The organism is Luteibacter anthropi (genome assembly GCF_011759365.1).
GTDB lineage: Bacteria > Pseudomonadota > Gammaproteobacteria > Xanthomonadales > Rhodanobacteraceae > Luteibacter > Luteibacter anthropi.
The window spans coordinates 156661-179841 of sequence record NZ_JAARLZ010000008.1 but is presented as its reverse complement, the minus strand read 5'-3'; the positions used below and the strand labels follow the sequence as shown (position 1 = coordinate 179841).

Annotated in this window: 23 protein-coding genes and 1 tRNA gene; 8 read left to right on the top strand and 16 right to left on the bottom strand. The window is 61.5% G+C overall.

The genetic code is table 11. The features are described from left to right. Positions 1-60 precede the first annotated feature (60 nt). Positions 61-1221 carry an acyl-CoA dehydrogenase family protein gene (locus HBF25_RS15475; RefSeq protein ID WP_166949950.1) on the bottom strand — a complete coding sequence of 387 codons (1161 nt, stop codon included), beginning with the start codon at positions 1219-1221 and terminating at the stop codon, positions 61-63. Between the two features lie 173 nt (positions 1222-1394). On the opposite strand from HBF25_RS15475, the gene HBF25_RS15470 reads away from it, so the two are divergent. The 3 genes from HBF25_RS15470 to metH are packed head-to-tail and all read left to right on the top strand — an operon-like array spanning position 1395 to position 6102. Next, entirely contained in the window at positions 1395-2321 is a 927-nt protein-coding gene (locus tag HBF25_RS15470; RefSeq protein ID WP_166949949.1) for an ArsR/SmtB family transcription factor, read from the top strand. Between the two features lie 14 nt (positions 2322-2335). Beyond that, entirely contained in the window at positions 2336-3412 is a 1077-nt protein-coding gene (locus HBF25_RS15465) for a homocysteine S-methyltransferase family protein (protein ID WP_166949947.1), read from the top strand. Continuing rightward, entirely contained in the window at positions 3409-6102 is a 2694-nt protein-coding gene (gene metH / locus HBF25_RS15460) for a methionine synthase (RefSeq protein WP_166949946.1), read from the top strand. Before HBF25_RS15465 ends, metH begins: the two co-directional genes overlap by 4 nt. A 250-nt stretch (positions 6103-6352) precedes the next feature. Here metH and HBF25_RS15455 read toward each other — a convergent pair whose 3' ends face one another. From HBF25_RS15455 to pilV, 8 genes are all read right to left on the bottom strand, one after another. Next, a complete protein-coding gene (locus tag HBF25_RS15455; protein ID WP_166949944.1) occupies positions 6353-6685 on the bottom strand; it encodes a lipid-A-disaccharide synthase N-terminal domain-containing protein in 333 nt (110 codons plus the stop codon). Between the two features lie 111 nt (positions 6686-6796). Next, positions 6797-6871: transfer RNA gene (locus HBF25_RS15450), tRNA-Val, on the bottom strand. A 48-nt stretch (positions 6872-6919) separates the two neighbouring features. Continuing rightward, complete coding sequence (locus HBF25_RS15445) at positions 6920-7513, bottom strand: GspH/FimT family pseudopilin (RefSeq protein WP_166949943.1); 594 nt, start codon at positions 7511-7513, stop codon at positions 6920-6922. After that, positions 7513-7944: a type IV pilin protein gene (locus tag HBF25_RS22455; protein WP_166949941.1), complete on the bottom strand. Its 432-nt coding sequence runs from the start codon at positions 7942-7944 to the stop codon at positions 7513-7515. Before HBF25_RS22455 ends, HBF25_RS15445 begins: the two co-directional genes overlap by 1 nt. Before the next feature lie 16 nt (positions 7945-7960). After that, a complete protein-coding gene (locus tag HBF25_RS15435) occupies positions 7961-11662 on the bottom strand; it encodes a pilus assembly protein (protein WP_166949940.1) in 3702 nt (1233 codons plus the stop codon). Between the two features lie 4 nt (positions 11663-11666). Beyond that, on the bottom strand, positions 11667-12287 hold the full coding sequence (locus HBF25_RS15430; protein WP_166949938.1) for a pilus assembly PilX family protein: 621 nt from the start codon (positions 12285-12287) through the stop codon (positions 11667-11669). Positions 12288-12295: 8 nt separating this feature from the next. Further along, a complete protein-coding gene (locus tag HBF25_RS15425) occupies positions 12296-13621 on the bottom strand; it encodes a PilW family protein (RefSeq protein ID WP_166949937.1) in 1326 nt (441 codons plus the stop codon). A gap of 5 nt (positions 13622-13626) precedes the next feature. Then, complete coding sequence (pilV, locus tag HBF25_RS15420; protein WP_166949935.1) at positions 13627-14169, bottom strand: type IV pilus modification protein PilV; 543 nt, start codon at positions 14167-14169, stop codon at positions 13627-13629. 227 nt (positions 14170-14396) lie between these two features. Between pilV and HBF25_RS15415 the strand changes: the two genes are divergently transcribed. Beyond that, entirely contained in the window at positions 14397-14657 is a 261-nt protein-coding gene (locus tag HBF25_RS15415) for a hypothetical protein (RefSeq protein WP_166949933.1), read from the top strand. Here the strand turns inward: HBF25_RS15415 and HBF25_RS15410 are convergent. Both HBF25_RS15410 and HBF25_RS15405 read right to left on the bottom strand, forming a co-directional pair. Continuing rightward, on the bottom strand, positions 14613-14852 hold the full coding sequence (locus HBF25_RS15410) for a hypothetical protein (protein ID WP_166949932.1): 240 nt from the start codon (positions 14850-14852) through the stop codon (positions 14613-14615). The genes HBF25_RS15415 and HBF25_RS15410 overlap by 45 nt on opposite strands. A gap of 153 nt (positions 14853-15005) precedes the next feature. After that, positions 15006-15566: a GNAT family N-acetyltransferase gene (locus tag HBF25_RS15405; RefSeq protein ID WP_166949930.1), complete on the bottom strand. Its 561-nt coding sequence runs from the start codon at positions 15564-15566 to the stop codon at positions 15006-15008. A gap of 163 nt (positions 15567-15729) precedes the next feature. Between HBF25_RS15405 and HBF25_RS15400 the strand changes: the two genes are divergently transcribed. Continuing rightward, a complete protein-coding gene (locus HBF25_RS15400) occupies positions 15730-16164 on the top strand; it encodes a hypothetical protein (protein ID WP_166949929.1) in 435 nt (144 codons plus the stop codon). A 1-nt stretch (position 16165) separates the two neighbouring features. Here the strand turns inward: HBF25_RS15400 and HBF25_RS15395 are convergent, their stop codons facing one another. Next, positions 16166-16822, bottom strand: coding sequence for a TetR/AcrR family transcriptional regulator C-terminal domain-containing protein (locus HBF25_RS15395; protein WP_166949928.1), 657 nt, complete (start codon positions 16820-16822; stop codon positions 16166-16168). A 62-nt stretch (positions 16823-16884) separates the two neighbouring features. Here HBF25_RS15395 and tet point away from each other — a divergent pair, with 62 nt between their 5' ends. Further along, entirely contained in the window at positions 16885-18072 is a 1188-nt protein-coding gene (gene tet, locus HBF25_RS15390; protein WP_166949926.1) for a Tet(A)/Tet(B)/Tet(C) family tetracycline efflux MFS transporter, read from the top strand. 15 nt (positions 18073-18087) lie between these two features. Here tet and HBF25_RS15385 read toward each other — a convergent pair whose 3' ends face one another. Beyond that, complete coding sequence (locus tag HBF25_RS15385) at positions 18088-18330, bottom strand: hypothetical protein (protein ID WP_166949924.1); 243 nt, start codon at positions 18328-18330, stop codon at positions 18088-18090. Positions 18331-18595: 265 nt separating this feature from the next. Between HBF25_RS15385 and HBF25_RS15380 the strand changes: the two genes are divergently transcribed. After that, on the top strand, positions 18596-19219 hold the full coding sequence (locus tag HBF25_RS15380; protein WP_166949922.1) for an outer membrane protein: 624 nt from the start codon (positions 18596-18598) through the stop codon (positions 19217-19219). A gap of 43 nt (positions 19220-19262) precedes the next feature. On the opposite strand, the gene bla is transcribed toward HBF25_RS15380, so the two are convergent. The 3 genes from bla to HBF25_RS15365 all read right to left on the bottom strand — a co-directional run bounded on the left by bla (position 19263) and on the right by HBF25_RS15365 (position 22194). Continuing rightward, complete coding sequence (bla, locus tag HBF25_RS15375) at positions 19263-20240, bottom strand: class A beta-lactamase (RefSeq protein WP_166949920.1); 978 nt, start codon at positions 20238-20240, stop codon at positions 19263-19265. 99 nt (positions 20241-20339) lie between these two features. Beyond that, entirely contained in the window at positions 20340-21569 is a 1230-nt protein-coding gene (locus tag HBF25_RS15370) for a DUF418 domain-containing protein (protein ID WP_166949918.1), read from the bottom strand. Between the two features lie 169 nt (positions 21570-21738). Beyond that, on the bottom strand, positions 21739-22194 hold the full coding sequence (locus HBF25_RS15365; protein ID WP_166949917.1) for a hypothetical protein: 456 nt from the start codon (positions 22192-22194) through the stop codon (positions 21739-21741). A gap of 217 nt (positions 22195-22411) precedes the next feature. On the opposite strand from HBF25_RS15365, the gene HBF25_RS15360 reads away from it, so the two are divergent. Then, entirely contained in the window at positions 22412-23125 is a 714-nt protein-coding gene (locus HBF25_RS15360; protein WP_166949915.1) for a hypothetical protein, read from the top strand. Positions 23126-23181 lie beyond the last annotated feature (56 nt).

Genomic DNA, 23181 nt, shown 5'->3' with positions numbered 1-23181 from the left:
TGACACAAAAAAGCCCCGGTCTGGAACCGGGGCTCTGGCACATCGTCGAATCAGTGGCGCTTAACGCAGCCCCGTCTCCGCACGCGCGATCACCAGGCGCTGGATCTCGCTGGTGCCTTCGTAGATCTCGGTGATCTTGGCATCGCGGAAATAGCGCTCCAGCGGCATCTCCTTCGAATACCCCATGCCACCGTGGATCTGCACGGCCTGATGGGTGATCCACATCGCGGCTTCCGAGGCCACGAGCTTGGCCATCGAAGCCTCGGTGCCGAATCGACCACCGGTCTTCTCGACCTGACCCTTCGTCCACGCGGCGCGCAGCGTCAGCAACAGGGCCGCGTCGAGCTTGCACTTCATGTCGGCGATCTTCGCCTGGGTCATCTGGAACGTGCCGATCGGCGAGCCGAAAGCCTTGCGGTCACGCGACCACTGGAGCGTGGCCTCATACGCGGCACGTGCGATACCCACCGCCTGCGAAGCGATACCAATGCGGCCGGCATCGAGCACGCCCATGGCAATGGAGAAGCCCTTGCCCTCGTCGCCCAGGAGGTCTTCCTTCGGGCAGACGTAGTCGTGGAATTCGATTTCACAGGTGGCCGAGGCGCGGATGCCCAGCTTCGGCTCAGTCTTGCCGGCCAGGAAGCCGGGACGCTGCGTGTCGATGATGAAGGCCGACACGCCCTTGGCGCCGATACCCGGCGTGGTCACCGCGAACAGCACGATGTAGCGGGCGACGGGGCCGGAGGTGATCCAGCTCTTCTTGCCGTTGATGACCCAGTCGCCATCGGTGTTCTTCACCGCGCGGGTATGCATGTTCGATGCATCGGAACCCGACTGCGGCTCGGTCAGCGCGTAGGCGCCGATGGCCTCGCCCGACGAGATGGCGCGCACGTACTTCTGCTTTTGCTCTTCGTTGCCGTTCTTCAGGATGCCGTTGCAGAACAGCGAATTGTTCACCGACATGATGGTGGACGTGGCGGCGTCGGCTGCGGCGATCTCGACCATGGCGAGTACGTAGGCCACCGGGTCCATGCCCGCGCCGCCGTACTCTTCCGGCACCTCGATACCCATCAGGCCCAGCTGGCCCATTTCCCGGATGTTCTCAAGCGGGAACTCACCCTTTGCATCCAGTTCGGCGGCCACGGGGACGATGCGCTTCTGGGCGAAGTCACGGGCGATGGACTGGATCGACAGCTGGTCGTCGGTAAAACGGAAATCCATGGGTACTCCTAGCGCCGCCTTTGGGACGGCAAAGTCTTTTGGGGTGGAGGCAAGCCCGTCATTCTAACGGTCGTTCGAGGGCTTGCCGCGCCGCAGCGCAGCATGCGGCCTTGACGCTGGGAGGGCCCGGCCTCATCCTTATGCATCTCTGTATCGCGATAAAAGGATGAAGGATGGATCTGTCAACGGCATCTACAGTGCTGCGCCTGTTGGCCGACCCCACCCGCGTGCGCCTGCTGGCCCTGCTGGATCGCGAGGAACTCACCGTGGCGGAACTGGCCGCCGTGCTGCATCTGGCCCAACCCCGGGTGTCCACCCACCTGGCCAAGCTCAAGGAAGCCGACCTCGTGCGCGACCGCCGCGCCGGCGTGTCTGCATATTATCGGGCCAACGGCGAGGCGGATCCTACCCTGGCCGCCCTGGTGGCCTCGCTGCGCGACACCCTGAGCGATGCCCTGCTGCGTGAAGATGCCGAGCGCCTGCCGGCCGTGCTTGCCCAGCGCGCGCGCACCGAAGGCTGGGCGGATACCGTGGCGGGCGACATGGAGCGCCATTATTCCCCTGGCCGCACCTGGGAAACCCTGGGCCGCGCGCTGCTCCAGCTGCTGGAAACCGGCGACGTGCTGGACATCGCCTCAGGCGACGGCGTCACCGCTGAACTCCTGGCGCCCCATGCCCACTCCATCCTCTGCATCGACAGCTCCGACCGCGTGGTTGATGCCGCACGCCAGCGTCTGGCGGATTTTCCCAATGTCGAGGTGCGCCTCGGCGACATGCATGCGCTCGACCTGGGCAAGAAGCGCTTCGATCTGGTGCTGCTGATGCATGCGCTCACCTACTCGGAACATCCGGACGAGGTGTTTCGTCAGGTGGCGGGCGTGCTCAAGCCCGGTGGCCGCGTACTCGCCGTAACGCTTGGCGAACACGATCACCGCGCCGTCGTGGAACCGTTCGACCACCGCAACCTCGGCTTCAGCCCCAGGAGTCTGTCCGCCCTGGCGAGTAACGCCGGCCTGGACGTGGTCAGCTGCAATCGCCTCAGCCGGGAACGCCGCGCGCCGCACTTCGAGGTGATCAGCCTCCTCGCGCGCAAGTCCTGAACCGGAGTATCGCCGTGAATACCCTGCCCTGGCTCCATCCCGATCGCGTGGCCCTCATCGAGAAAGGCCTTTCCGAACGCATCATGATTCTCGACGGTGGCATGGGCACCATGCTGCAAGGTCATCGCCTAGATGAAGATGGTTATCGCGGCGAACGCTTCGCGCACGGCCATGACAGCCTGCACGAACACGATCATCCCGGTGAATGCGATCTCAAGGGCAACAACGACCTGTTGCTGCTTACGCAGCCCGGGATCATCCGCGGCGTGCATGAGGCCTACCTCGAAGCCGGTGCGGATTTCATCGAAACCAATACGTTCAACGCCACGCGCGTCAGCCAGGCCGATTACCACCTCGAACACGTGGTGCCTGAACTCAATCGCGAAGGCGCCCGTATCGCTCGCGCTGCCTGCGACGCCATGACGGCGAAAACACCGGACCGCCCGCGTTTCGTTATCGGCGTGCTGGGGCCGACCAGCCGCACGGCGTCCATCTCCCCCGACGTGAACGATCCCGGTTTCCGCAATATCGATTTCGAGCAGCTGAAGGCCAACTACATCGAATCGGCACGCGCGCTCATCGAAGGCGGCGCGGACACGATCATGGTCGAGACCATCTTCGACACGCTCAACGCCAAGGCGGCCCTGTTTGCCCTGTCCGAGCTGTTCGACGAACTCGGCGCACGCGTACCCGTGATGATCTCGGGCACCATCACCGATCGATCCGGCCGCACGCTATCGGGCCAGACCGCCGAGGCGTTCTTCTATTCAGTCGAGCACATCCGCCCGTTGTCGGTAGGCCTCAACTGTGCACTGGGCGCCGAAGACCTGCGCCCGCACGTGCAAATGCTGGCCCGTATCGCGAATGCGGCGGTCAGCACGCATCCGAACGCCGGTCTGCCTAATGCTTTCGGCGAATACGACGAATCGCCCGAAAGCATGGCTGCCACCATCCGCGATTTCGCCGCCAACGGCCTGCTCAACATCGTGGGCGGCTGTTGTGGCACCACGCCCGCCCATATCGCGGCCATCGCTGCTGCGGTGGCGCCCTACCCGCCGCGCATCCGCCAGGCCACCGACCAAGCCGCATGAGCATCCGCTATACCCGTCTTTCCGGCCTTGAGCCCCTGGTCCTCACCCCGGACCTGAACTTCATCAACGTTGGCGAACGTACCAACGTCACCGGCTCGGCCCAGTTCCGCAAGCTCGTCAAGGAAGGACGCTACGAGGAAGCGGTGGAGGTCGCCCGCCAGCAGGTGGAGAACGGCGCGCAGATCATCGATATCAACATGGACGAAGGCTTGATCGACTCCGAGGCTGCGATGACGCGCTTCGTGAACCTGATCTCGTCCGAGCCGGATATCGCCCGCGTGCCGATCATGGTGGATTCGTCGAAATGGAGTGTCATCGAGGCCGGCCTACGCTGCATGCAGGGCAAGGGCATCGTCAATTCCATTTCCATGAAGGAAGGCGAAGCGCTGTTTCTCGAACACGCCCGCAAGGTACGCCAGTACGGCGCTGCCGTGGTGGTCATGGCCTTCGACGAGGTTGGTCAGGCCGATACCAGGGAGCGCAAGGTCGAGATCTGCTCACGCGCCTATGAACTGCTGGTCGATGAACTCGGGTTCCCGCCTGAAGACATCATCTTCGATCCCAACATCTTCGCCGTCGCGACCGGTATCGAGGAGCACAACAACTACGCCGTAGACTTCATCGAAGCCACGCGCGAGCTGAAAAAACGCTTTCCCGCCTCGCACATCTCGGGCGGTGTTTCCAATGTTTCCTTCTCGTTCCGCGGCAACAACCCCGTGCGCGAGGCGATCCATTCGGTTTTCCTCTACCACGCCATTGCCGCCGGCATGGACATGGGCATCGTCAATGCCGGTGCTCTTTCGATCTACGACGATCTTCCCGAGGAACTTCGCGAGCGCGTCGAGGACGTCGTACTCAACCGTCGACCCGATGCAACCGAGCGATTGCTCGACATCGCCGACAAGTACAAGGGCGGCAAGGGTGGCGTCACGGTCGAATCCGCCGCCTGGCGCGACAAGCCCGTGGTGGAACGCCTGAGCCACGCACTTGTCCACGGTATCGACCAGTTCGTGGTCGAAGACACCGAAGAAGCACGACAGCAGGCCAGACGCCCCCTCGACGTCATCGAAGGCCCCCTGATGGCGGGCATGAATGTCGTCGGCGATCTCTTCGGTGCGGGCAAGATGTTCCTGCCGCAGGTGGTGAAGTCGGCACGCGTAATGAAAAAGGCCGTGGCCCACCTGATTCCCTTCATCGAGGAAGAAAAGAAGCGAACGGGGGACGCGGGCAAGAACAACGGCCGCATCGTACTGGCCACCGTCAAGGGTGACGTGCACGACATTGGCAAGAACATCGTCGGCGTCGTGCTCCAGTGCAACAACTTCGAGGTGATCGACCTCGGCGTGATGGTGCCCACGCAGAAGATCCTCGACACGGCGCGAGCGGAAAAGGCCGACATCATCGGACTCTCCGGTCTCATCACGCCGTCGCTGGAAGAAATGAGCCAGGTCGCCCGCGAAATGCAGCGCCAGGACTTCCATCTTCCCTTGATGATCGGTGGCGCCACCACCTCGCGCGCGCACACGGCGCTGCGCATCGAGCCCCATTACAAGGCACCCACCGTATGGGTGAAGGATGCCTCGCGCGCGGTAGGCGTGGCGCAGTCGCTGGTCAGCAAGGACCTCATCGACGACTTCATGGCCAAGGTCCGCGCCGAGTACGCCGAAGTGCGCGAGCGCCACAAGAATCGCGGCACCGGCAAGCAACTGGTGACGCTATCCAAGGCGCGGGACCAGCGTTATCGCGATGACTGGTCGTCGTACATACCGCCCACCCCACGAAAACCGGGGATCACGGTCTTCGACGATTACGACCTCGCCGAATTACGCCGCTATATCGACTGGTCACCGTTCTTCAATGCATGGGAGCTGGCTGGCAGGTTTCCCGACATTCTCACCGACGATGTCGTCGGCACCCAGGCAAGCGAGCTGTATCGCGACGCCCAGGCCATGATGGATCGGCTCATCGCTGAAAAATGGCTGACGGCCAAGGGCGTCATCGGCTTCTGGCCGGCAGCGCAAACAGGTGACGATATCGAGGTCTATGCCGAGCCCGGCCAGCGCAAACCACTCGTGACGCTGCACCATCTGCGTCAGCAGGTGGACAAGCCCGTGGAGCGCCCGGACTTCTGCCTGTCGGACTTCGTTTCACCGAAAGATAGCGTCAGACAGGATTGGATCGGCGGCTTCGCCGTCACCGCCGGCATCGGCATCGAAGAGCATCTGGCCCGTTTCGAAGCAGACCACGACGACTATTCGTCGATCCTGCTCAAGGCACTGGCCGACCGCCTCGCCGAAGCCTTCGCCGAACGCCTGCACGAGCGCGTACGCAAGGAATTCTGGGGCTACGAGCCCGAAGAATGCCTGGACAACGACGCGTTGATCGCCGAAACCTATCGCGGCATCCGCCCTGCGCCCGGTTACCCGGCCTGCCCCGATCACACCGAAAAGCGCACCCTTTTCGACCTGCTTGACGCCACGTCACACACCACGGTGGAACTGACCGACAGCTTCGCCATGTACCCCACCGCCGCCGTGTCAGGCTGGTACTTCTCGCATCCGGACAGCCAGTACTTCGTAGTGGGTCGTGTCACCCGGGAACAGGTCGACGACTATGCAAAGCGCAAGGGCTGGGATCGCGTGGAAGCCGAACGCTGGCTCGCGCCATACCTGGATTACGATCCCGACTGAAGACAGGGCGCATGCGGCCCTGCCTGGCAGGTAGATACCGAAGGGGCAGAAGCCGGTCGTACCGGCGATCAACCTCGCGACACCACCGCCGTTGTAGGAGCGTGCTTGCGCGCGACCGGTTGAATCGCAACGATGACGGATTGCGCCATGAACGGTCGCGCGCGAGGCGCGCTCCTACAAGGTCGCCATGAGGCGCCGAGGGCGAGGCTGTAAGGCGAGCCCACCCTACGAAGCAAGAACCCCCAAAGGCTCAGTTGTCCTCAGGCCCACCTGGCTTGACGACTTCCTTCGCATCGCGATTCTTCAAATGCGCGAACACGTTATAGAACGAAACCAGCATCGGAAACGCCGTCTGGATGATGCCCACCGAATCATTCTTGCCCCAGATGAAGTAGGCAAGGGTCAGCACGCTGCCGCTGACCGACAGGTACCAGAAGGACATCGGCACCGTGACCCGCTTGTTCCTCTTCGTGGCGTAGAACTGGACGAACCAGCGTGCCGTGAACAGCAGCGTGCCCACCCAGCCGATGATCTTCCACGGCGTGAGGGTCAGGAGATGGAGGTCGGCAAGGGCTTCATGCATGGCGGTGTCCGGATGTCGTAACCGGCGCATTGTAAGCGTCGGGAGCTGGCTGGTGGCTTAGGATCACGGGCAAAAGAAAACCCGGCTCGGGGCCGGGTTTTCGGGATTCGATGGTGGGCGGTACAAGGATCGAACTTGTGACACCTGCCGTGTGAAGGCAGTGCTCTACCGCTGAGCTAACCGCCCATCGAGCGCGCCATTATATGGAGATCATGTGGGAGGGTCAACACCTGCTCAGCTTGCCGTGCACGCCGCCGTGGATGCCAGCTTTGTGCTGGCAACCGACCCGGACAGGCCCAGTGTAATCCGGGCGCCGGGGGTGGCATTGGTGTTGACTCCCACACCGGTACTACCTGCCTGGGTCCTGGCGCAGGCCACCATGTTCAGCGTTGTCCGCGTGCCGTTCGGCAAGGGCAGGCCTGTCTGGCCGAAAGTGATGAAATTGCCGTCGGTCGCCTGTACCGACACGTTCGTCTGGGCAGCCACGACCCTCAGCAAGGTACCCGTGGATGCACTGTAGGCCTGGTTACCGCCATTCGCTGCCGCGTTGTAGGCGTAAACGATGTATCCGGCATCGTAATTCACCGCGCTGGTGTCGCATGTACTGCCATTGGTGCTACGGCATATCGAAACGAACTGGTGGCGGTTCGCCGCCTCGGCACGTGCATACTGCATGTCGCCTACGATGCCGTTGACAACGCTGCTCAGATAGCTCTTGCGCATGGCATTTCGCCAGACCGGGGCGGCGATGGCCAGCAATACCGCGATCACGGCCACCGTGATCATCAGTTCCAGAATGGAAAAACCACGGGTCCGCTGCGGCTTCATCACCAGCATCGCCCGTTCGAAGTGGTTCCCGTCTGCGACTTGGCACCTGTCGAGTCCAGGCTCAGGCTCCCGCAGGCATCGTTTTTCTGACTACCCGTTGACACCGGTGCGGCAGTCAACACATAGCTCGTCGACAACGATCCGCCCGTCATCGCCGCAATGCTGACGGTGTAATAACCGTTATTGCTGTTCGCGGTGGCGAACTTCAGGTCGGTGGTCATGCTCGCTGCATACTTGTTGTACGTGGCGAAGTAACGCTCCTGGGCCGTGGCAGTTCGTAGAAGGATTTCCTGTGCATCGGCACGCCGGGCGCGGTAGGTGTAACGCGTGTAGGCGGGATAAGCGATCATGGTCAGTACCGCGATGACGGCAACGACGATCATCAGTTCGATCAGCGTGAAGCCCGGAACGCGTTTTCCAGGGTGTGCCATCTCGCGGTTTCTCCGATCAATAGGCATTGTTCAATTCCCGCCATGAACGGCGGCGCCATACGGCGTCGCCAATGCCAAAGGAACTTGTCGAGCCATCGCTATTGGTGATGACGAGCCCTGGCAAGGATATCTTGCCGCCACCGATCGCGGTGGCGGCCGGTAGCGAACCTGTCAGCGGAACATTGCTGACCCGGATGCCTGCCTGGGTGAAGCCCGCCCCAAGATTGGCCGTGCCGACATTGACTCCGCTGGCTGCACCACCCGTGCCCGCGTCGATCACAAGGATCGCGCCCTTTCGCACAGGCGAACACGGATCGGTGCTACCCGGCAGCAATGTGGTGATGATCGCACGACCGCTATCAAACAAGGCCGTGGCATCAACGACTACACGCTCGCCGAGATTGGTGGGGGCCGTCGATGGACCCGTGGAAAGCTGGATATACCAGCCGCCATAGGGATTGCCCTTCGAGTCTGCCGCCGGCACGGGGTTTGTCGTCAGGCCACGGACCGAGCCCACCTCCGTGAGCAATTGCTGCACCATCAGCGTCGTGCCTTCTATCACGGGCTTGGTATTGCCCGGACCACCGTCACGGATGCCATAGACATACTGCGTGGCGGACGTCGTGTTATCCGAACCACCCAGGTACTTGCCCGTCCCGAACACTACCATGAAGTACGAGGATGCCGGATCGGCGAAGAGCCTCGGCATCACAGTAATCGGACGCGTACCCTGGCTTGCCGAATAGAAGGCAAGCGAAACGCTCCATTTCGACGGATCTGTACTGGAGAGATCGAAACGCCAGAGGTTGCCCTGCAGGTCACCTGCAAATGCAACATCGTCAATCTGATCGTTGTTGTAATCGCCGAGCACAGGCGACGTGAGGCCGAAACTGGTCACGTTGCCCACCCCGGATACCGACGTCGGCGTAACCAGCTCCTTGATGACGGCGCCCGTCTGAGCATCCAGGATGAACAACGAACTCTGCGTACGCGCGGCAGCGGCCGAACTGCCATCGCTCTTGTACGTATCCGAGGTCGAGCTTGGGAAATAACCCGAAGGCACCAGAACGACCCATTTGCCATTGGCCAGGCGTCCGATGTTCGGCTTACCGTAGGTATAGCCAAGATTGGCCCCCACTACGTTCCCACTGGCGTCCTTGCTATTGCTGGTGAATTCCCACAATACCTTGGTCCCGGGACTGGACTCGCTGGCTGACGCATCCGTGATGTCCAGGGCATAAATACCCCGACCGCCAAGCCGCAGCCCTCCGACAAGAATCGAATGCCAGCCCTGCGTACCGGCGCTGAAGAAAACGTCCCTCACCACCGGCGTGGAGTCGACCGTCGGAGTGAACGTGAAATTCGACGTCGGGGTCAGCGACTGGAGCTTGTTGTAAACACTATAAGGAACATAAGCCCAGCGCTCTTTACCGGGGGCGGGCGTAACATCCACTGAATCCGGCAATGTGCTGGACGTGGTGGCATCGAAGGCATGCAGCATGCCATCGTTCGCACCGACGTAGATGGTCGGCGCACGCTTGGCATGGTCGTTGACGAACTTCTCATAGCTGTAGAGAAGCAATTTGCTTGTCGGATCCACCTGTGATTCCGGTGCCGATGCCGGAAACGAATCCGAGTAGCCGCTGGCGGGATAGGCCACATACACCGACTGCGAGTTGATAATGGCGCCAAGCGTCGACGTGCGACGCCGGAAGGTCGTCCCCTCCATGCTCGGATCACCACGAAGGTAGGCGATAGTGTTCGGACCATTGGTGGCCGTAAAGGTCGGATCGGCCGCGGTCAACGCGGTAGAAATGTTGGTCCACCGAAATGCGGCGCCTTTACCCGCGCCCGGAGCCGTGCTCGTAAGGATGACTCGCGAATCACCTGCCTTGGCCTGGGCGGTCAGAATATCTCCCGCGCTCCATAACTGCTTGCCGATCGTACCGTCCGACCCGACTATGTTGGCGACAAGCGAGCCCGTCCAGTTCGAACTATCGAAGCCTGTCTGGTATGTAACGCCATTGCCCGTCAACACCGAGCTGCTCAGTGCACCGGCCACCGTCGAGGCGCTGCGCGCGATGATGCGCGCCAGGACCAGATTGAGGGCGCTGGACAACTGCGCGGGATCGCCTGCACTGAAGTACTGGCCGCGGCTATTGATCGCTGCATGCCAGGTATCGTCGATGTCGGTGAGGTCGCCGTTGCCCGTTCCTGTGGGCATGGGCCACGACTTGGTCCCTTTGCGCAATGCAGCGTAATCACCAGGATAATTGAGCGACCCATTGATACCCAGCGTAATCATGAACTGGATGACATGCGGCCAGGTGGCGGGATCATTCTTCGGGTTGTAATAAAGGGATCGAGGAGGCGCACCCGTACCATCCCAGTTCACCGCATTGCCGTTGGAATCGGTGTAGTCGACGAATGACGGCGGCACATCCAGCTTCGGCTTGCCACCGGCCTTCTGGAAATCGGGTCGAAGATTGGTCGCCCAGTAATAGAACGCAAGGTCCGACAACGAAGAATAGTAGACGGTGCCGTTCCTGGACTGATAGAAACCATCCGGCACGTTGGAGTAGATGACCGAATCCTTGTCCGTATTGCTGCCCGAGTAGGCCATGCCGTCGGGCAAGGTCACCGCCGTACGCGTAGTGGGATTCTGAATACCCGGGTCGTCACCATTCCAGTAGCCATCGGTGACGAGCAGGCTGTAGTTGAGCCGGCAGGTAAGCTCCTGCCCCGTGCCCAGGGTATCTTTCTTGAGCGGTTCCCAGTAAGGGTTTGTATTATCGGTGACGCCGGCCCCGGAGCGGAACAGTTCGCCAGCCGCCTGGATGGCCACGCGCGTAGGCGTGCCACCGCTTGCGGATACCTGGTACAACCAGGTGAAGAAGTCCGTGCGTGCCTGGCCCGTGAATGCATCGAAGGTCGTCTGGCCACCGACCAGCTGGTAGTTCTGGTCATTGAGGTTCTGGTAGACCACCCGGATCCCAGTCCCCAGGCCGCCAAATACATTGGCGATTGCAGAGCGGGTCATGAGATTTCTAGTGCGGTAATAGGAATACCAGTTGGCGAAGTTCTGCCGGTCGGCGGGAGCAAGGTCCTTTAGAAAGGTCACGGCACAGCCGCTTTCGCTGCCCTGCGTAGGACAGGTCCAGTAGAAACCACCCGTATCGTTGCTGTTATTCAGGTTTGCCGACGGGATATCGATGGCGCCACCCCGGGAGGCCTGGTAACCGGTCGTGGTATTCGTTGCGAACTTGCTGGTGAACCTGTTGGAGAGATTGACAGTTTTGGAGCAATTGTTACCCGATGCACCTGGTGCATTGGCGCAGATGCCGTCCAGCCATGCCCCCGTATACGATGCATCGGGAAAACGCGCCGTGCCAGCCGCGTTCAGCGGGGGGGTATATGTGATGGCCGGGTTGTAATAGACGAAGTTGGTCGTCGACGAATAATAAAATCGCTTGCTCTGCTGACCGTCCAGCGTATCGGGTAATCCCGTCGAGCCCATCGACCCGGAGTCGTCGAACGTTACCGCAATATTCGGCGACACCGACACCGTGAGGTCCGGCGGCGCAGTGCCAAGATCGGTTGTGTTGTACACCGTCGCTGTTTGAGCCCGCAGGTACTCCGTAGACCCACCAAGCATGCAGGCCGCCGCCAGGGTAATGAGACAGGCGCCGTAGGCGGAACGTCGAAAGAAGGATTTCATGGGGTCAGTTGGCCTTCGCCGCGAAGGTCGTTTCCAGAACACGGATGGCATTTTCGTTATTGCCCATGCCACGCGCGGTAATCCGGTAGACGTGACGATTGGTACTCGTATAACCCGCACCAAGGGCCCCGGTAGCACCTGATTCGTGCTGGATGCCCGCATTCTGCGGAAGCTCCAGGCCCAGGTCCTCGATCATGTACACGGGATTGTTCTTCAAGCCGAACGTACCGTCAGAGGATGCTGTCTGGAAATTCACCGACTGAAAGGTGGTGGCACCATCCGTCACCCATCCTGTCGACGAACGGAAGGTCTGCACCTTGGCATTCAGGGGCGTAGTGTAGGGATAGCAAGTCGCAAGCGAACTGGTACCGCAGACCATACGCGTGGAGGGGTCCAGGCTGGCCTGCCACAGACGCCACTCGGCGCCGCGAAGGGCCGACTCGGCACTCCATTCGGCCAGCTGCGAATTACGCAACCCTCCTGCCAGTTTCTGCTGAAGCAACGAGGTTCCTGATGCACTGATGGCCAGGATCGTGATGAGCAGCAGGAAGATCAACGCCGTGACCAGTACGACACCGCGTTGCCGATTCGAATATGACCCGAGGGGATATAGGCGTGGGCGCATGACATCACTTATGGGTTGTAGTTGCGCATCATCACCACCGTATTGAACTGGCGGCGGATCATGGGCAGGGCAAAGCCCTGGTCTGCGGGGGAAATACCCTTGCTTCCGCGGGCATCGGGGGCAACGGGCGTCGTGTTGCCTTCGGGCGAATACGCATAGGCAATATCCGGCCCCTGCAGCGTGTACAAGGGTGTCTGGCCGTCCATGAGCAAATTGACTTCCACTGTCTTGAGCGCACGCCAGAGACATCCGACGTCCGTCGAGGTAGCCCCCGGCGCACCCGCGGGGCACGGGATCGTTCCGCCTGCGCGGGAATCGACGTCAGTCGCGGAAAGGTAATGCAGCAGACCCCCCTGGTCCTCGACGCCATAGGTGAAATCCAGTCGCTCGATGCCACGCACCAGTTCCTGGCACGTCGCAGACGTGCCGCTGTCGCAGCGCATCAGCGCTCCGGTCTTGATTCCTGTTGCCGTACCATCGTCACTGACCACCTGAAGAAAGTAGGTCACTGTCCGGAAATCCGTACTGAGCCGGAACAACCTCGGAGCCGACTGTGGCTGCAAGGCGCGAGGCTGAGCGAAGTTCACCGTGCTGTCGCCAGGCACCAGATTGGTGCTGCCTGTCGTCTGGAATATCTGTGCTGTTGAGCAGTCCGCGAGCAACATGAGCTCGCCGTCCTTGATCGTCGATGCAGGAGGCTCACCGATAGCCGTGTTGGGCACGAGGGTGATGTGGTCGATCGTGCCGTCGTTCTTGGGCACGATGACACTGCTGCCGCCCAGCGCCCATCCTCTGGACGAATCCACGTAGCGAAGCTGCAACACCGCCGCTCCCGCCACGCGCGCACCCACCGTGGTGCCCATGGCAGGAACGCCTGCCGTCGCAGGTGGGGGGCTGAGGGGCGTACACTTTGTCAGCGTGCAATCGAAACCACGCATATACAGGAACGATGGCAAATAGTAGGGAGCCGTGGGAGCGGCTGGATAGGGATTCCCCCAGGGCGTGGTGTTCTGTGGCAGCGAGAGGTTCATCGCAAGCACTCGGGGACTACGCAGGGAGTCGAGCGCAACACCACTGGCAGCTGCTACGTTTGCGATACCACCCGTGCTGCTGCAGTACTGCGCACCGGCCATCTTGAGGTCGGCACTGATGCGATTGATCGCGAAGCGCCCTTCTTCCTGAAGGCGCGCCATCTGGTTCTGGGCCCGGTTGCTGGACGATGTCGAAAGAAACAGGGTGACGATGCCCCCGGCCACGATAAGGCCCAGGACCATGGCAACCATCAGCTCGATCAGGGTCACGCCCCGCTGACGCTTGATGAAGAAACGACGCATGGCGCTCATGGCTCGAAAACCCAGGTAAAGGACTGCAGGTTGCCCGAATCGACACGGTCATCCCCGCCGGCGAAACCGCGTTCCGCCCATGTGATGGACATGGTGCAGGTGCCGCTGTAAGGAGGGCGCATGGCGTACTGGGCCGTCGGATCATTGGCCGCCTTCACGCATTTGATGGATGTGGTACCCACCGCAGGCAGGGCTGCCGTCAATTGCTGGCTCCACAGCAACTGATCGCGAAGCGCGACGTTGGCCGGCGTACAGCCGGTGGTCGCATCACAGGTGGGCACGGTCTTGCCCGAAATCGGATAGCTGTTGCTATCGTAGTTCGCGTTCCACAGCCCGACAGGATTAGCCCGCATGCGATCGGCCATGTTGCTGGCCAGGAAGGTGACCTGGGTGCGTATGTAGGCCGTGGTATTGGCCCGGGTCGCTGTAATCAGCAACCCGCCCAGGCCGACCAGGCCAATCGTGAAGATCAGCACGGCGACCAGCACTTCGATAAGCGATACGCCCCGCTGCAAGCGGTGCGACGGGATGCGATTCACCCGGAATTCCCCCAACCCCAATTTTTATCGCCACCATAACTGAACGAAGTGGCGTCTCCACGTATCCGCCGACGCGCGGTCAGATTCTTCCGACAAGCGGTGCGCCCGGCGGCAGGGCTCGCCCACTGCCACGGCGAGCTGAACACCGACACCTGGACGTAGCCAGGAGATAACAAAGTGGTCACGGAAGAGCCGCCAGAATACGCAGGCTACGAAGGAGTCGTTCCGTGCTCGCGCAATATGTCTACACCGCCGCTGAAGTCCTGTTCCGTATCGTGCGACACGGTCGTCGCTGGCGCGCCCTGCTCGGCGACCGCGAAGTAGGCCGTTACGATACCCCCGAAGATGCCGTCCACGGCCTGCGGGAAGCTGGCCCTGCCCATCGTCTTCCCCGCCGGCTGGGCGACTGGCGCTTCATTCCCGCCGCCCCGCTTGGCCACCTCTCACCGCCGAGCCCATCCGCCCTCGCCCGGCTGGCATCCGCCTGAGCCACAGGTTTTCAGGCGGTTGTCCACGGCACGGCGGGCCAGCGCAAGGATGTCGGCAAGCTCGGTGCAGTTCCTGACCTTGCCGCTGGCGTCACGTACCGCCACCGACTCCACTTCCACGTCCTGAAGTAAAAGCGTGTAACCGCTTTCGCTGCAGAGGATGTCGTATCCCCTGTAGTGCACTGGCGTTTCCATGATGTCGTCCCGCGGTCGGGGGCCATCGCTTGCCGATGGCCGTGATCGTCTGCGCCTCGTGTGTCTCATCGCCACGATGAAGGGGGCGTATGCATTTCCGGCGATCGGCGTTCATATCGACATAACTTGCCGTTTTGGCGCATGGTTACCCTTTCATCGGGAAGATGAGCGCCATTCCCGTGCCAGCATCGCAAAGATCATGTCGTCTACCCATTCCCCTCGAAAGAAATAACTTTCGACGTGGTGGGCCTCCTGACGGAAACCGAGCGACTTCAGCAATGCGATGCTGGCAACATTGCGTGGATCGACGGAGCCCACGGCGCGACGGTAACCCCAGTCGCTGAAGGATGCGTCGAGCATCGCGCTCATTGCCTCCCTGGCGTAACCCTTTCCCTGGCGGTCCGGCCGCAGGGATACACCGAACTCGATGGCGTCATCCGTGCTGGCGGGAAAGTGCACGCCCAGATCACCCAGCAGCTCACCGGTATCCCTGTCGCGGATGGCGAGCTGGGCCCAGCTGTCAGGCCGGCGGAAGGGGGTGGATTGCTGTTCATCGATGAAGCGTCGTGCTTCGGCAAGATCCTTCGGACGCCACCCCTGGTAACGGGCTACCGCATCATCGCCACGATAGGCGAAAAGGGTTTCCGCATCCGCGGAAACCAGGGAATCCAGATGCAGCCGGGTTGTGCGGAAGGTGTCTTGCGGTGCGTCCATGTCCAGCTCTTTTGGCGAAAGCGGGCAAATTAGCATTTCCCTGCCACGCTGCACCACGAGCCAGGTCTCTTTACGCAACCGTTACCCCGAACGGCCCTGGTACGGGCAGCTTTTTTACGGAATCCCCCCGGATACTGAACTCCCCTTCCAGCGAGTTCCCCCGATGTCGATCGTCGTCATCACCGGCCCATGCCACAACCAGCCCGTACATCTTGCCGAAGGCGCCATGTGGCGCCTGTGGGAGCGGGCGCAGGCGGCCGGCATGGATCTGCTCTGGCGCCCATGCAACGACTTCGTCGAACTGACGGGATATCTCGATCGCTCGCTGATCGATCATGCCGAGCTCGTGCTGCTCGACGTGGATGCTGCCGATGTCCCGGAAGCGGACGTCATCCCCCTTCGCCGCGCGCTTTCATCGCTGGACGTTCCCTACATCGAAATCCACGACGGCAGCGACGAGGCGGACGCCTCCATGCTTGCGCCCGCGCATCCGTCGCTCGTGAGCGTCGTGGTGCCCGGTGATGCCATGGCCGGCTACGACATGGCCCTGTCCATCGGCCTGCGTTACCTGGGCGCGCAGGCTCGCCTGGCCGCCTGAATCAGTCGCCTTTCCGGCGGCGCATCGCCGCCTCCGCGCCGTCGGCCAGCAGGCTGACGGCGTCGACGAAGGCGGCATCCGGGTCCATGGCCGCCAGCGTTGCCCACCCTTCCTGCAACAGGGGGTGGTGATCGGCCACGGGCGATTCGTGACCGTCGTCCATGCGGGTCGCCTGTTCTTCCAGCACCCAGCCGACCACGAAACGGCCTGCCGACATCATGAGGCGCACGGCCTCCCCGGGCTCGAAGCCTGCCTGCCGAAGGGCGGCCACTCTTGCCTCGATGGAATCGAACTGGCCCGGTCGCGGGCGTGACCCGGCATGCAGCCGGGCCCCATCCCGATAGGCCAGCAGCGCCGCGCGGAAACTGACCGCGTTTTCGATGAACCAGTCTTTCCAGTACGCGCCCGCCGACGGTGGCTGCTGTGCTGCCTGGCGTTCCAGCATCACGCTCTCGGCCATGGCCTCCAGCAAGGCCTCCTTGCTGGGGAAGTGCCAGTAGAGCGTCGGTGAGCGCACGCCCAGGTAGTCAGCCAGCCGTCGCGTACTGAGGGCGTCGATGCCTATCTCGTTCAGCAAGGCCAGGGCACCACGGACGACGTCGTCCTTGCCAAGCCGGCGGCTGGGCTGCGAGGTGCGGGATGATGTGGATTCAGCCATACCCTATCAATGATAGAGAAATGGTGGCACCATGTCTCCCTATCATTGATAGAGATCTCGACATGCGTTTTGCCTTTCCCGTCATCCTCGCGGCCATCCTGCTCGATGCCATCGGGCTGGGACTGGTCATGCCCATCCTGCCGGGCCTGCTACGCACGCTCACGTCTGCCGACCTGCGCACCTTCCATTACGGCGGACTGATGGCTGCCTATGCGCTCATGCAATTTCTTTGTGCTCCGGTCCTTGGAGCCCTGAGCGACCGCTTCGGCCGACGTCCGGTCCTGTTGGTTTCGATGGCGGGAGCCGCTGCGGACTATGTGCTGATGGCCCTGGCACCCTCGCTGGGCTGGCTCTATGCAGGCCGCCTGCTCGCCGGTGCCACCGGGGCGAACATGGCCGTGGCCACGGCGTTGCTCACCGACATCACGGCGCCAGGGCTTCGCGCGAAGCGCTTCGGGCAACTGGGTGCCATGTTCGGCATCGGCTTCATTGCCGGCCCCGTGCTTGGCGGCCTTCTGGGCGACTGGCACCTGCGGGCCCCCTTCGTAGCCGCCGCCATCCTCAATGGCGCCAATGCACTGTTCGCCTATTTCCTGCTGCCGGAATCCCGGCCTGCGGAAAGCCGGCCTCGTCTCTCGCTGAAGGCCATGAACCCATTCACCACCCTGCATCGCCTGGCCGGTGGTCCGATGCTGGTTCAGCTGGTTACCGTGTTCGCCCTGCTGGCGCTGGTGTCGCAGATTCCCGCCACCCTGTGGATCCTCTACGGCCAGGACCGGCTTGGCTGGTCGCTGTCCGTCGCCGGGTTGTCGCTCGCGGGATACGGTGCATGCCATGCGCTGGCGCAGGCATTCGGGACGGGGGCCATCGTCGAGCGGTTTGGTGAACGCAGGGCGTTGCTAACGGGGCTCGCTGCGGATGCGCTTGGCATGCTGCTTATTTCTTTTGCCACGCGGTCGTGGATCCCCTTTGTGCTGCTGCCCCTCTTCGCCGCGGGCGGCATGGCACTTCCTGCCTTGCAGGCCATGCTCTCGCGGGAAGTAGACCAAGCGCGGCAGGGTGAACTTCAGGGCATGCTGGCCAGCGTGGCAAGCCTGATGGGTATCGTCGGCCCGCTGGTCGTCAGCACGAGTTATGCGCTGACACGCACGACATGGCCCGGCGCAACCTGGGTATTCGGCGCGATGTTCTATGTGCTGGTAGGGGCGCTCATGGCGTGGCAAGCGCGCCGGCCGCTTGCGACGGCCTGACCTGCCATACAGGATTCAGAGACTGGATTCGTCGTCCAGCCAGCCGCTGCGCAGGTTCATGGCCCACTCGATATCCCGTGCCATACGGTCCTCGATATCCGCCCCCTCGACGATTTCCGCCAGATCGAAGGCATGAATGCCAAGTGCAAGCGCCTGAGCCGTCAGGCTGGGAGCTCCCTCGACGCGTAATTCATCGAGGATCAGGCGCAGGCGCGCGCGACGAAGTTGCTGGATGTCGCCATCGAAGGGCTTTGCCACCTGACCGGATACCTTTTGCGCTGGCTCGTTCTCGTACCAACGCAACTCGGGGTCACTCCCCCTACCCCATAAACCGATCACTTTTTCAAGCGTTTTCCATCCGATGCGGAACTGCGCGTCAGCTTCCAGTTTGCTTAATGAATACCAGATGATTCTGAGTGCTTCGTGTAGGCGATCCCCTACAGGAATTTACGAATCACGTTCCTAAGATGCGACGCGCCACGCAGGACGTGCGCGGTTTTCAGAAAAAAAAGGAACAGGGCATATGAAAAAGCAATGGTTGGTGGCAGCAGCATTGGCTGCCATTGGGTCGATGTCAGCAGCACATGCAGATAGCAGCGGTGCATTCGTGCAGGGCTCGGCGGGCCAGGCCCGCAATAGCGGCCACGGCGAATTCGCCTATGGAATCACGGGCGGATACCGCTGGACGGTAGCGCCGTCTTTCTACCTCGGGCTTGAAGGCGGATACCAGGATCTGGGCAACCGGAAGTTCTCCGGTGGCTACGCCTACCAGTTCGCGGATATGACTGGAGCCAGCCACTCGATATCCACAAGCTATCGCAGCAAGGCGGCCACGAAGGCTCTCCTGCTTGGTGCGAATGCCAAATGGGACATGACGGACAACTTCTTCGTGCTGATGCGCGCTGGTGTCGCCCGCTATCGCCTCAAGGCATCCGTAACCGCGTACGGCACCTTCGACGGCGACTACGACAAGGACCACTTCACCAGGTCCACCTACAGCACGCGCTACTACGCGGGCGTGGGCGCCGGTTACCACCTCACGCCGAAGCTCGACCTGCAAATCACTTACGACCACTTCGCACCGCGATTCAACCATACAACGGTGGGCACCAACCTTTGGGCCGCCAGCATGGAATATCGTTTCTAAGTAAGCCTACAAGGTGCCATCGCCATGCGATGGCACCTTGTGCTCACTTCATCGATGCCGCAACAAGGCGCCCCACTTCCGCGAACCACGCATCCGCCTGCTTGCGATCGGCGGGCGAGTCACTGAGGAATACGGCAACGATTTTCTTGCGTCCATCCGGCCCGGTGATCACGCCGATATCGTTCCAGGCACCAATGCGATCGGCGTACGTCAATGCCGTACCTGTCTTGTCCGCAAGCTGAAAACCCTGTGGCAGCCCCGCGCGGATGCGATTGGGGATAACCTGGGCCGTCATCATGTCAAGCAGGCGTTTCGTGAATGCGGGGGGCAGCAACTGGCCCGCCTGCAGGTGATCAAGAAACGAACCCGCCCCATCCAGCGTGGTCGAATTCACCTTGCTGGCAAGCACCGCTTCAAATCCCTTCTTTTCCCGCAGGTCGCCGGCGGGAGATGACTCATTGGCCGGAGGCGCCTCGCCCGGCTTCAGGCCTTCAAGCATGGCGCCCAGCTCACGTTCGCCCATGTCGATACGCATGCCACGCACACCCTTGCTTTCCAGGTATGTCGTAACGGTCTTGCCACCGCCCAGCACTCGTATCAGGGCATCGACGGCCGTGTTGTCGCTTTGCGTGACGGCCGCATGCAGCAGTTCATCGATGGTGACGTCGAGCGGTCCCGACTTCAGCCGTACACCCAGCGATGGCACTGCCGACCCGCCGACGACGTCCGCGGGCGTCAGGTGCACCTTCTGATCGAACGAGAGCTTGCCGTGGTCGATCTGGTCGAGCACGGTGGCGGCCACCGGCGCCTTGAAGACGCTCATCATCAGGTAGCTCCGGCCATCATTGATCTTGATGGTCTCGTGACTGGCCGGGTCCATCACCAGGATACCCATGGTGCCCGGGCGTGCCTGGTTGGCGACCTGCTCCAGCGATGCGCGAAGATTCCCGGCGGGGACCGCGGCCAGTGCCGAACCCGCCACGAGGGACAGGGCCACGCCACGAAAGACTTGCATCATCATCGCAATACATCCTGGATTGGGGGAGCGCAAAGATTGCAGCGGCAAGTGGCGACTCCGATGGCCAAATAAGGGCAATTTCAGGGCATCCCTGCCCTTCGGTCAGGCGGCCTTGCGGATCGGGACACGACGACCATACGTCATGCAACGCCAGACCCATTCAAACGGCCCCATCTCGAAGCGCGCCATCCATAGTGGCGACCACACAAGCTGAAGACACCAGATGCCGATCACCATCGCCCAAAGTGCCGGACGATCAACTTCACCCATCAGCCCGCCACGGCCACCGTAGAAGATGGTGGTCATGATCAACGACTGGGTGAGGTAGTTGGTGAAGGCCATGCGTCCGGCTGCCACGAGTGGCGAGAAAAGACGCTTCGCGCCACCCTTCACAAGAAGGATGAGGCCGGAAGCATAGGCAAGTGCCACCCATGGCGAAAGAATCACCTCGATGAACTCGCTGCCTTTGATGGAAACGCCAAGCATATCTTTCTGCCATGTCAACCAGCCCACTACGACGAGCGCCATGCTTCCGATCAGCAGCAGCGCCAGATAGCGCCGGTTGTCGATCGTTCCGGCAAAGAACCCGTACTTGAACAGGGCAAGGCCGATCATCATGAGTGCGAGCGTCGACGGAATCAGGTCGATGTCACCATGCAACACCTTGAGGTAGGACTGTGTATTGCTGCGATAGGCACCGGCCCAGGACGATCTGGCCGATTCGATCTGCGAGGCGATGTGCGCCTTGCGCTCGATGACGGCATTATCGGAAGGCTCAGGCGCCGTAGCCACCTGAACCGTTGGCGCAACGGTGGCAGGCGCCACCCCGGCATGCGGCAGCGACCGGAGCGAAAGAAGCAGGAACAGACACACACCGGCCGCCATCAGGGTACGTGGCTTCCACGACCGGCCGAAGAACATGATGAAACCCGTGACGGCATACAGGGAAAGTATGTCGCCCCACCAGATACCGAAGCCGTGCAACATGGCGAAGAACAACAATGCAGCAAGCCGCCGTGCGAGTATGCGACCGCGCGTGGTATCGCTACGCTCACCGCCAACCAGAAACAACGACACACCGAAAAGCATGGAGAACAGGGTCACGAACTTCTCATGGAAGAACGCGTCCATGACCCAATAGGAAAACGCCGTCCAGCCTTCGCTCGGAAACGGCCAGTATTCCGGCTTGAGCGATGCAGAAATGGGCACGGCAAAGCCATCGGCATTCACCGCAAGAATGCCAAGGATAGCCACGCCGCGGATGAGATCGAGGCCTGGGATACGCGCTTTCTTGGGCCCGGCATGCGAGGCGCCGGGGGCAGGAGATGTCATGCGATTCGTACTCGGTGCAGGGAAGCGCCCATGGTTTTCCCCCTGCACCGTATCGACATGTGCCAGATGGACTAACGCAGCAGCCCTGCTGCCATGAATCGTCGATGCCCAACGACATGACAGGTTACGGGCGTCCATGAAGTGACGATTTTCATCATTTGCATCCCCATCAGTAGCCGCTGCTCGTCGACAACGCCTGGCACGTTGCGTCGTGCTCCGGATGCGTACTGGCCTCGCACGCCGACCGCGTGGCCTGAAGGCTCTCCTTCACAGCGGGGCTACGGCCTGGCGACCTGTAGGGAAGCTCCGCATTCCCAGGAGCATGCCAGGCAGGATGGCTGGGCTCGGTGACAGGCGAAGGCGCGTTCAATGCAGAAGGGGCTTCCCACGGCGTACCGGGTGTCTGCAAGTCCCGCTGCTTCACGAGTTTTCCGTACTCGTGTTTCTGATCGGGGCTGGCCCGCTGGATCATGTCGTTGAGTCGTCGGGTTTCCTGTCCCGTATTCTTCATGCGCTTCAGGTCACGGTCGACGATCTTGCTCGCCTCCTCCTGCTGCTGGGGCGAATGCTCCGCGTGTGCCACGCAAGCTGCGATGAGTGCAAATACCATGATCCAACGTCGCATGACCGAAATCCCTGGGTATCCCGTGAATGAGCTTACCTCGCGAATCCGGGAGCGTATTACCCCATCCGTGACGTCATTCAGACAATGCTTAGCCTTCCCATCGCCCCCTATGCCATGCGCTACTTGTAGGGGATCACCTACAGACTGCGTCCAGACCAGCTGTAATATTCGAAACGAACCGCAGATCCTTCACACCATGCAGTCAGGGAGAAGACGTATGAAGTTCATTTTTTTTGCCATTGTCGGCGCCATGATTCCGTGGGCCGCCCAAGCCCTTCCCGACGCATCGAACCGTAGCGATGCGTACCCGAAAGCCTTTTCGTTCAATGGCATCCCTGCTCCGGACACACTGTTTCACCAGCAGATCCCCCTGCTGAAGAAACAGGCCTCCACGGGCACGGCCGACGCATCGGCCAAAGCAGCTTCGCTTTATGAAGGACTCCGCAAATGCCGCGACCTCAGGGAGCAATCTTCGGGCGGGAAGGCAGATGCCTACTGCAAGGGAGTCACCCAGGCAGACCTCGACTCGGCGTTCTCCTGGCTCACTACTGCCGCCGAAGGCGGATTACCCGAAGCCACGTACGTCTACGCGACCTCCGCAATGGATGAGGAGAAACGTCTTCTTGGCACAAGGGCAAGCACCTCAATCAAGTATGAGGTGGTTGGCAAATCCAGGAACTATCTGGAGACCCTGGCTCAATCATGCAATGTCGATGCACTTCGCACGCTTTACGACCAACGCCTGAAGGGCGGCTCGCTTTATGAGAAAGACGCCGCCAAGGCATACGCTTTCCAGACCGAGCTCGCTACCCTCAAGCCGGCACTGATTGCGAAACCGGAACGCGACAGTCTTGCGAGTCAACTGACACCGGAGCAGACATCGGCAGCGGAGGCTGAAGCTGCCACCTACCTGTCCAGCCGCTGCCGCTGAATCCGGGCGGCGAAATCGGGGGCGTGCGATGCTGGCGCCCCTACGGCCTGCGTGAA